This is a genomic window from Peribacillus sp. NPDC056705 (assembly GCF_043656335.1).
In genome coordinates this window covers 1-1437 of record NZ_JBHTYI010000184.1, presented here as the reverse complement: position 1 = coordinate 1437, position 1437 = coordinate 1, and the positions used below count along the sequence as shown (strand labels likewise).

1 protein-coding gene is annotated in these 1437 nt (G+C 39.1%); it reads left to right on the top strand.

The window, feature by feature from the left end:
* The first annotated feature begins 53 nt into the window (after nt 1-53).
* Nucleotides 54-1402, top strand: a protein-coding gene (locus ACFRAK_RS28730) for an IS3 family transposase (protein ID WP_387605024.1) whose coding sequence is annotated in 2 segments (ribosomal slippage) — nt 54-498 and nt 498-1402 — 1350 coding nt in all. Because the reading frame shifts where the segments join, the coding sequence is not laid out codon by codon here.
* Nucleotides 1403-1437: the final 35 nt, after the last annotated feature.

Below are 1437 nucleotides of genomic sequence, written 5' to 3'. Positions count from 1 at the left end.
TGAACTGCACCCCAATTGTTAGACAACATCTAACAATTGGAGGTGCAGTTTTTTTGACTAAATATACGATAGACGAAAAATCAAATGCAGTTTTAGAGTACTTAGAAGGGAAAAAATCCTATAAATCCATTGCACAAGAAAGAAATGTAGGGTTATCCCCTCTGAAAAGATGGGTCGCTCGCTATCTAAAACATGGAATGGAAGGACTTGTTTCATCCTATACAAATTACACTCTGCCCTTTAAACTAGAGGTACTTAAATATATGAACGAATATGGGGCATCGATCAACGAGACCGCTGTACACTATAACCTTCCTTCCGATTCTACACTTTTGAATTGGGCAAATCAGTTTAAGGAAGGAGGTATAGACGCCCTAAAACCAAAGAAAAAGGGGCGTCTATCCATGAAAAAAGATACTAAGAAAAAATCGCCAGCTAATGGCTCTCAGGAAGCACTTCTTGCCGAATTAGAATACTTACGTGCAGAGAATGCCTATCTAAAAAAGTTGAATGCCTTAGTTCAAGAAAAGGAAGCCTTACAAAGAAAGAAAAAGCGAAAGTAGTCCATGAACTAAGGGAACAATTTGATTTAAATCTGCTTCTATCCATTTCTAACATGGCACGGAGTACGTACTATTATTGGGTAAAGGCCTTCGGGCGTGAGGATAAATACACTGAAATTAAATCCCGTATCAACGAGATTTTCCATACGCATAAAGGGCGTTATGGGTATCGGCGTATCACCCTAGAATTACGTAACCGAGGTGTTCGCATCAATCATAAAACAGTTCTCCGATTGATGAATGAACTAGGATTGAAGTCAGTGGTTCGCATGAAGAAATACCGTTCGTACAAAGGGAAAATCGGCAAGATTGCGCCCAACATTCTAGCACGTGAATTCAAGGCGGCAAAGTCCAATGAAAAATGGGTGACAGACGTCACAGAATTCCATCTAGCTGGGGAGAAACTATACTTATCAGCCATTCTAGACCTGTTTAATGGAGAAATAATCGCCTATAATATCGAATCTCGGCCTATTTATCCGCTCGTTTCCAAAATGCTGGATAAAGCCTTTGATCGCTTGGAATCGAAAGATTCACCCATTCTCCATTCAGATCAGGGCTGGCATTATCAGATGAAACAATACACATATGATTTGAAAAAACATAACATTACACAAAGCATGTCCCGCAAAGGAAATTGTCTCGATAATGCGGTCATTGAAAACTTCTTTGGCTTATTAAAATCCGAATTACTCTACCTTCAAGAATTTGAAAGCATGGAGCAATTCAAACAAGAACTAGAAGAATATATCCATTACTACAATCATCAACGAATCAAGGTAAAATTAAAAGGCATGAGCCCGGTAGATTACCGGGTTCATGCCCTCAAGGCTGCCTAAGTAAATAAAGTGTCTAACTTTTTGGGTTCACTTCA